General features: G+C 63.8%; 7 protein-coding genes and 1 pseudogene. 4 read left to right on the top strand and 4 right to left on the bottom strand.

Annotated elements, in window-relative coordinates:
* The 3 genes from E5W70_RS28990 to E5W70_RS28980 form a co-directional block, all read left to right on the top strand.
* A partial coding sequence (locus tag E5W70_RS28990; protein WP_292664723.1) for a 3-ketoacyl-ACP reductase occupies positions 1 to 689 on the top strand: 689 nt, incomplete at its 5' end.
* Between the two features lie 46 nt (positions 690 to 735).
* The gene (locus E5W70_RS28985) at positions 736 to 2,364 is read left to right on the top strand and encodes a GMC family oxidoreductase N-terminal domain-containing protein (protein WP_292664722.1); all 1,629 of its coding nucleotides are present in this window, start codon (positions 736 to 738) and stop codon (positions 2,362 to 2,364) included.
* 10 nt (positions 2,365 to 2,374) lie between these two features.
* Complete coding sequence (locus tag E5W70_RS28980; protein WP_292664721.1) at positions 2,375 to 2,686, top strand: Dabb family protein; 312 nt, start codon at positions 2,375 to 2,377, stop codon at positions 2,684 to 2,686.
* Here the strand turns inward: E5W70_RS28980 and E5W70_RS28975 are convergent, their stop codons facing one another.
* The 4 genes and pseudogenes from E5W70_RS28975 to E5W70_RS28960 form a co-directional block, all read right to left on the bottom strand.
* Positions 2,687 to 3,532, bottom strand: coding sequence for an EamA family transporter (locus E5W70_RS28975; protein WP_292664720.1), 846 nt, complete (start codon positions 3,530 to 3,532; stop codon positions 2,687 to 2,689). It lies immediately after the preceding gene.
* Between the two features lie 7 nt (positions 3,533 to 3,539).
* Complete coding sequence (locus E5W70_RS28970) at positions 3,540 to 4,454, bottom strand: endonuclease/exonuclease/phosphatase family protein (protein ID WP_292664719.1); 915 nt, start codon at positions 4,452 to 4,454, stop codon at positions 3,540 to 3,542.
* A gap of 193 nt (positions 4,455 to 4,647) precedes the next feature.
* A complete protein-coding gene (locus tag E5W70_RS28965; protein WP_292664718.1) occupies positions 4,648 to 6,198 on the bottom strand; it encodes a cation:proton antiporter in 1,551 nt (516 codons plus the stop codon).
* 161 nt (positions 6,199 to 6,359) lie between these two features.
* Positions 6,360 to 6,530: pseudogene (locus tag E5W70_RS28960) on the bottom strand (TOBE domain-containing protein); the annotation flags it as partial.
* A 144-nt stretch (positions 6,531 to 6,674) separates the two neighbouring features.
* Between E5W70_RS28960 and E5W70_RS28955 the strand changes: the two are divergent.
* On the top strand, positions 6,675 to 6,864 hold a 190-nt coding region (locus E5W70_RS28955), incomplete at its 3' end, for a hypothetical protein (protein ID WP_292664717.1).

Below are 6,864 nucleotides of genomic sequence, written 5' to 3'. Positions count from 1 at the left end.
ATGCAGGCTTCGACCTCCTCGTCGCAGACCTTGCCGACAAGCCCGCCGATGGACTCGCCGCCGACATTACGGCGCGCGGCGCCTCATTCGCATACCATCGCTGCGACATCGCCGACCTCGACGGCCATGCAGCACTGATTGATGCCGCGACAAGCGCCTTCGGCCGCATCGACTGCCTGGTCAACAATGCCGGCATCGGCACCGTCCTGCGCGGCGACCTGCTTGAACTCAAGCCGGAAAATTTCGACCGGGTGCTCGGCATCAATCTGCGCGGCACCGTATTCCTCGGCCAGGCCGTTGCCAAAGCGATGCTCGGCCTGCCGAGCGATGGTGCGAGATCGATCATCACCATCACTTCGGTCAGCGCCGGCATGGCCTCGCCGGAACGTGCCGATTACTGCATTTCCAAGGCCGGGCTTTCGATGTGGGTGAAGAACCTGGCGCTGCGGCTTGCCACGGAAAACATCGCCGTGTTCGAGGTGCGGCCGGGCATCATCCGCACCGACATGACCGCCGGTGTCACCGCCAAATATGACGGGCTGATCGACGGCGGGCTGGTGCCGGCGATGCGCTGGGGCGAGAGCGAAGATATCGGTGCCGCCGTGGCGGCGCTCGCCGGTGGCAAGCTCGGCTTTTCGACCGGCTCGGTCATCAACGTCGACGGCGCGCTGTCGGTGCCGAGGCTATGAACAGGTGACGCCATGACGGACTACATCCCATGACTGGCTACATCTCATGACCGACTACATAATCGTTGGCGCCGGCCCGGCCGGCTGCGTACTCGCCAACCGGCTGAGCGAAGATCCGTCGCATCAGGTGCTGCTACTCGAAGCCGGCGGCAAGGACTGGCATCCGCTGATCCACATGCCGGCCGGTTTCGCCAAGATGACCAAGGGCATCGCCGCCTGGGGCTGGTCGACGGTGCCGCAAAAGCACATGAACGATCGCGTCTTCCGGTACACGCAGGCCAAGGTGATCGGCGGCGGCTCGTCGATCAACGCCCAGATTTACACGCGCGGCAACGCCCGCGACTACGACGCCTGGGAAAAGGAAGAGGGCCTTGACGGCTGGGGCTATCGCGACGTGCTGCCCTATTTCAAGCGCGCCGAGAATAACCAGCGCTATGCCAACGATTTTCACGGCGACCAGGGCCCGCTCGGCGTGTCGAACCCGATCGCGCCGCTGCCTATCTGCGAGGCCTATTTCCGTGCCGGACAAGAGATGGGCATCCCCTTCAATCCCGACTTCAACGGGGTAGCCCAGGAGGGCGTCGGCTATTACCAATTGACGCAGAAGGACGCGAAGCGCTCCTCCGCCTCGGTCGCCTATCTCCGGCCGATCCGCGAGCGCAAGAATCTCACCGTCAGGACCGGCGTTCTGGTGACGCGCATCATCGTCGACAAGGGCCGCGCCGTCGGCGTCGAGATCGTCGACAGGCCGGGCGGCCAGCCGGCGATCCTGCGCGCCGGGCGCGAGGTGATCGTCTCGTCCGGCGCCATCGGCTCGCCGAAGCTTCTGATGCAGTCGGGCATCGGCCCAGCCGACCATCTGAAGGCGGTCGGCGTGACGCCGGTGCACGACCTGCCAGGCGTCGGCTCCAATCTGCAGGATCATCTCGACCTGTTCGTCATCGCCGAATGCACCGGCGACCACACCTACGACAACTACGCCAAGCTGCACTGGACGGCGTGGGCCGGCCTGCAGTATCTGCTCCTGAAGAAAGGCCCGGTGGCCTCCAGCCTGTTCGAGACCGGCGGCTTCTGGTACGCCGATCCGACCGCCGCCTCTCCCGATATCCAGCTGCATCTCGGCCTCGGCTCCGGCATCGAGGCCGGCGTCGAGAAGTTGAACAATCCGGGCGTGACATTGAACTCGGCCTTCCTGCGCCCGCGCTCGCGCGGCACGGTGCGGCTGAACAGTGCCGACCCGGCCGACCGCCCGCTGATCGATCCGAACTATTGGTCCGATCCCTATGACCGCGACATGTCGATCAAGGGGCTGAGGCTGGCGCGCGAGATCATGCGGCAGAAGGCGCTGGAGCCCTATGTGCTGCGCGAGGTACTGCCGGGACCCGACCTGCAGAGCGGCAACGAACTGTTCGACTACGCCTGCCGCAGTTCCAAGACCGACCACCACCCGGTCGGCACCTGCCGCATGGGCCACGATGCGATGAGCGTGGTGACGCCCGATCTCAGGCTGCGCGGTATCGAGGGCCTGCGCGTCTGCGACGCCTCGGTGATGCCGCGCATCCCGTCCTCCAACACCAATGCCCCGACGATCATGGTTGGCGAAAAGGGCGCCGATCTGATCCTTGGCCGCGAGCCGCTGCCGCCGGCAGTGTTTTCCACCAACCGAGCGGCATGAGGGACAAGGAATGATCAGGCACTGTGTTTTCGTCAGATTCCGCGACGATATCGCCAACGCCGAGCGCGCGGCAATCCATGCCGATCTCGAAGCGTTGCGGTCGGTGATCGACGGCATGGGCAAGGTCGAATTCAGCGCCAATACCAGCCCGGAACCCTTCGCCCGCGGCTTCACACACGGCTTCACCATTGACTTTCGCGATGCCGCGGCACGCGATGCCTATCTGGAGCATGAAGCGCATCAGCGAGCCGGCGCAAGACTGGTCGCGGCGCTCGAAGGCGGCACGGACGGGCTGATGGTGTTCGACCTCGAGATCGCGTGACTATCCCATCCTCAGCGCAACAACGCCGGCGACGATGCTAAGCACCGCGGCACCTCGCCATGCCGTCATCTTCTCGCCGAGCGCGAATACCGAGATCATCATGGCGAACAGGATCGATGTTTCGCGCAGCGACGCCACCGAGGCGATCGGCGCCTTGGTCATCGCCCACATCACGATCCAGTAGGCGCCGCCGCTGAGCACGCCGGTATAGATTCCCGCCTTCCAGTCGCGCGCCAGCACCGGCAGCGCCTGTGGGCCGCGAAAGACGACGCACAGCACCAGCGCCCACAGCGCATCGCAGACGAACAGCCAGGCCGCATAACTCGACGCGGTGGCGGCCAGCCGCGCGCCGCTGCCGTCCGACAGCGTATAGCTGGCGATGAAGATCGATGTGCCCAGCGCGAAGCCGACGGCGCGCAGGTTCAATTTCTCCAGATGCGCGCCGCCGCGAAACGACAGCACCAGCGTGCCCGCCGACAACAAGAGGATGCCGATAATGGCGAGCGGCGCCGGCATCTCAGCAACGACGATAATGCCCCCCAAAGCGGCCAGCAACGGCGCGGTGCCGCGCGCCAGCGGATAGGTCTGGGCAAAATCGCCGGCCTTGTAGGCGCCGATCAGGAACGTCCTGTAGCCCATGTGGAAGACAACCGAGGCGAGGATGTATGGCCACACTTCCGGCTTCGGCACCTCGACAAAGGGCAACGTCACCAGCGCAGCGGCACCCATGCCGAGCGTCATCAGCGTGATCGACAGGAAACGGTCGAGATGGACCTTGACCAGCGCGTTCCAGATCGCATGCATGGCCGCGGCGGCAAGTACCGCGAAGAAGACAAACAGGCTCATCGGCGGTTCATCCGCCGCCGGTCCCGGTGGCGATCGGCGTCTCCAGGTCGATATTCACCCAGAGCGGAAAATGATCGGAAGCGGTTTGGCCGATATCGGCGCTGACCGAGCGCACGCGCCCGGCAAACATGCCGCCGACGAAGCAATGGTCAAGCCGGCGCTTTGCGATCCTGCCGTCGATGGTCTTCACATGGGTGTGGAAATCCGTTGTCGGTTCCATTGCGACGGCGGCGGCATCGACGAAACCGTCGAGATAGGCGGCACCGCGATGATAGGGCGTGCTGCCGACGATGCGCCGGTACTCTGCGCTGCCCGGCTCCATGTTGAAGTCGCCCATCCAGATCGCCGCCAAAGGGTTTTCGGGTTCCTGTTCGCCATTGCTCCAGTTGCGCGCCGGCTCATCGTCGGCGCCGCTCCATGGCCCGCCCTCGGAGGGCGTACGGCGATGCTCGGCGAGCAGGTATTCGATCTGCTCCAGCCGCTCCTCGGCGGCGATATGCGCCAGATGCAGCGAAAAGAACCGCACCGGGCCGGCGGGGGTGCGGATCATGCATTCGAGCGCCGCGTTGCGGGTGTTGAGCGGACGCAGCGTGCGCCTGAGCGGCAGCGTATGCAGCCGCGACCAGACGATCGGCAGCTTCGACAGCACCATGGTGCCGAATTGCCGCCGCCGGTTGGCGACGCGGCCGTCACGCCGCTCGCTGGCATCCATGTCGAAAGCCGGCCCGTAGACCCAATGATAGTCGGGCAGCAATTGCGAAAGAAGTTCCGGCTGGTCGTCTTCGTTGCTGCGCAACCAGTGCCGTTCCACTTCCTGCAAGGCGATAATGTCGGCGCCGGCAACGATCTTGGCGCAACGCGCCAGGTCGTAGCGGCCATCGCTGCCGAAGCCGTACTGGATGTTGTAGCTGACCAGCTTCATTGCTTATCCGGCTCAATTTCCTGCTGGCAGTAGCGGTTCGCTGGATTGGTTGCAATGTGCAGCCGGGAGGAGGCAGCTTGGGCCAGATGCTAATGCTTGTCGCCCAAAAGTGCGCAGCGGTTTTGGGATAACGACATGCATAAAGACAAAAACTTAAAGCGCGTCGCAAGAGGCTGTTCAAGCGCGACGCGCTTTAAGTGGTCAGCGGCTGGAACCGACCGGGCGGGGATGCTGCCAGTTCCGACCAGTCGATCTCTTCTTCGAGGCGGTGGTAGGCCTCGTCGCCGATCGTTCCGTCGATGCGCAAATGCTCCAGCGCATCGCGCTGGCTCTTGATGGCATAAAGACGCAATCTGTCATACTCGGTCGCCGCCTGGGCATCCTCCGGGTTTTCGGCGATGGCGCGCTGGGCGGCATATTGCTCGCGCACCGCCCCTGCCGCGCTCGATGTCTTGCCGCTGAGCACGTCCAGCGCCGCCTGCATGATGGCGACGCGCGCCTGCGCCACCTCCCGGTCGACCGTCCGGTCGAGGTCGAGATTGAGCAGAAGCAGCAACGGTTTCAGGCTGACGCCTTGCAACACCAATGTGCCGAGCACGACCGTGAAAGCGGCGAGCACGATCGGATCACGGCCCGGAAAGTCGGCCGGCAAGGCGAAGGCTGCCGCAAGCGTCACCAGGCCGCGCATGCCGCACCAGCCGATGAGCACGCCGCCGCGGAATGTCGGTGCGTCCTTCCGCCTGTCCTCGTCGCCCAGACGTGCCAGCGCTCTGAGGATCGCGCCGCAGCCCAGCACCCAGACAAGCCGCGATACGATGACGACGGCCAGCACGGCCAGGGCAAAGACGAACGCCTCGCTTTGCCCTTGCTCCGCAAGTCGGCCCACGATCGATCGCGCTTGCAGGCCCATCAGGACGAAGGCCAGCACATTGAGCACGAACACCGCCGTCTCCCAGACCGAGTAGGAGCTGACACGATTCCTTGCCGGCATGCGGCGCGGCGATGTACGTGCGATCGTCATGGCATAGACGACGATCGTGATGATGGCGGAAAGCCCTATCCTGTCGGCCAGGATCCAGACACCGAAGGTTGAGGCGAATTGCACCACTGTGCCGCTCGCCGGATCGTCGATTCGGCCGAGTACGGCGAGAGACAACCGGCCGAGCACATAGCCTGCGGCAAGGCTGCCGACCGTCGACAGCAGGATCATTGGAACGGCACTGCTCAACAGGATCGAGCCGGCGGCTGCGGAAACCGACATCCTGTAGATCAACAGCGCCGTGGCGTCGTTGAGAAGGCTCTCGCCTTCCAGGATGGCGGTGATGCGGTGCGGCACCTTGAATTGTCCGAGCACGGCCGCGGCTGCCACCGCATCGGGCGGCGCTACGATCGCGCCAAGCGCTATGGCGGCGGCGACGGGCAGGCCTGCCATCGTCCAGCCGACCAGCGCGACCGTCACCGTGGTGAAGATGACGGCGCCAAGCGCCAGCAGGATGAGCGAAACCTTGTAGCGGTTGAGATCGCGCAACGACGTGTCATAGGCCGCGTCGAGCAGAACCGGCGCGATAAACAGAGCGAGCGCCAGCTCCGGGTCAATCTCGATGGTCGGTGCAAACGGCAGGAAGGCGATGCCGGCGCCGGCCAGCGCCAGCAATGAAGGATAGGGAATCTGCAGACGCCGCGACAGCGCGGTCAGGGCGACCGCGATGAGAAGCAGGACAAGGGTGAGTTCAAAAAGCGCCATGCCTTATCGTAGCGGTGAAGCCGGGCGATTGGCACTGCAAAAACGGCCACGGCTTTGGCTGCTGGTGAATGGTGAATGGTGAATGGTGAATGGTTGCTTGCAGAGAAATTTCGGCGCGTAAAGTGCCCTCTTACTATTCACTATTCACCGTTCACTATTCCCTAATGCAGCACCAGCAGGTCGCCGGACGAGAAGGAAATCTCGGCCTTTTCGCCGACGGCGGGTGGCGGTGTGGCCGGGCTGTTGAACGTGTCGAGCGAGACCGTGCTGCCGCCGATGCCGACGCGCACCCGGATGACCGAGCCGAGGAAATGCACCTCGGCGATTGACCCAAGGGCTGGAGGCGCTGCCGGTCTTTCAGGGGATATCGCAACCATTCATCGCGCTGGCTTGACCGGGTCGACGAAACCGGTCGTTTATTGCCAGATGTCGAATCCAAATCTTTATACCGGTTTTAACCGTGCGAGGAGCTCCTAGTGCCTAGACAGTTCATAGCATTGTGCGCGTTGATACTCTTTTCACCTGTTGCCGAGGCTTCCGCGCTATATGACGAATTGCTAGCGGCAAAGATCAAACTTTTGCGGACTTCGAAACCAGAGCCAGGGATGGGGCTCTGGGCGCAGCAGACGAATGAGAGATTGCTCACCATCATAGAAGGGAAATGGG

The organism is Mesorhizobium sp., assembly GCF_005063415.1.
Taxonomy (GTDB): domain Bacteria; phylum Pseudomonadota; class Alphaproteobacteria; order Rhizobiales; family Rhizobiaceae; genus Mesorhizobium.
The sequence above is the reverse complement of the archived record's forward strand: the minus strand, read 5'-3'. Positions and strand labels throughout refer to the sequence as shown.

Excerpts from the sequence above, each read along its gene's own strand:
- E5W70_RS28985 (WP_292664722.1), top strand. The coding sequence starts at position 736 with ATGACCGACTACATAATCGTTGGCGCCGGCCCGGCCGGCTGCGTACTC.
- E5W70_RS28980 (WP_292664721.1), top strand. The coding sequence starts at position 2,375 with ATGATCAGGCACTGTGTTTTCGTCAGATTCCGCGACGATATCGCCAAC.
- E5W70_RS28975 (WP_292664720.1), bottom strand. The coding sequence starts at position 3,532 with ATGAGCCTGTTTGTCTTCTTCGCGGTACTTGCCGCCGCGGCCATGCAT.
- E5W70_RS28970 (WP_292664719.1), bottom strand. The coding sequence starts at position 4,454 with ATGAAGCTGGTCAGCTACAACATCCAGTACGGCTTCGGCAGCGATGGC.
- E5W70_RS28965 (WP_292664718.1), bottom strand. The coding sequence starts at position 6,198 with ATGGCGCTTTTTGAACTCACCCTTGTCCTGCTTCTCATCGCGGTCGCC.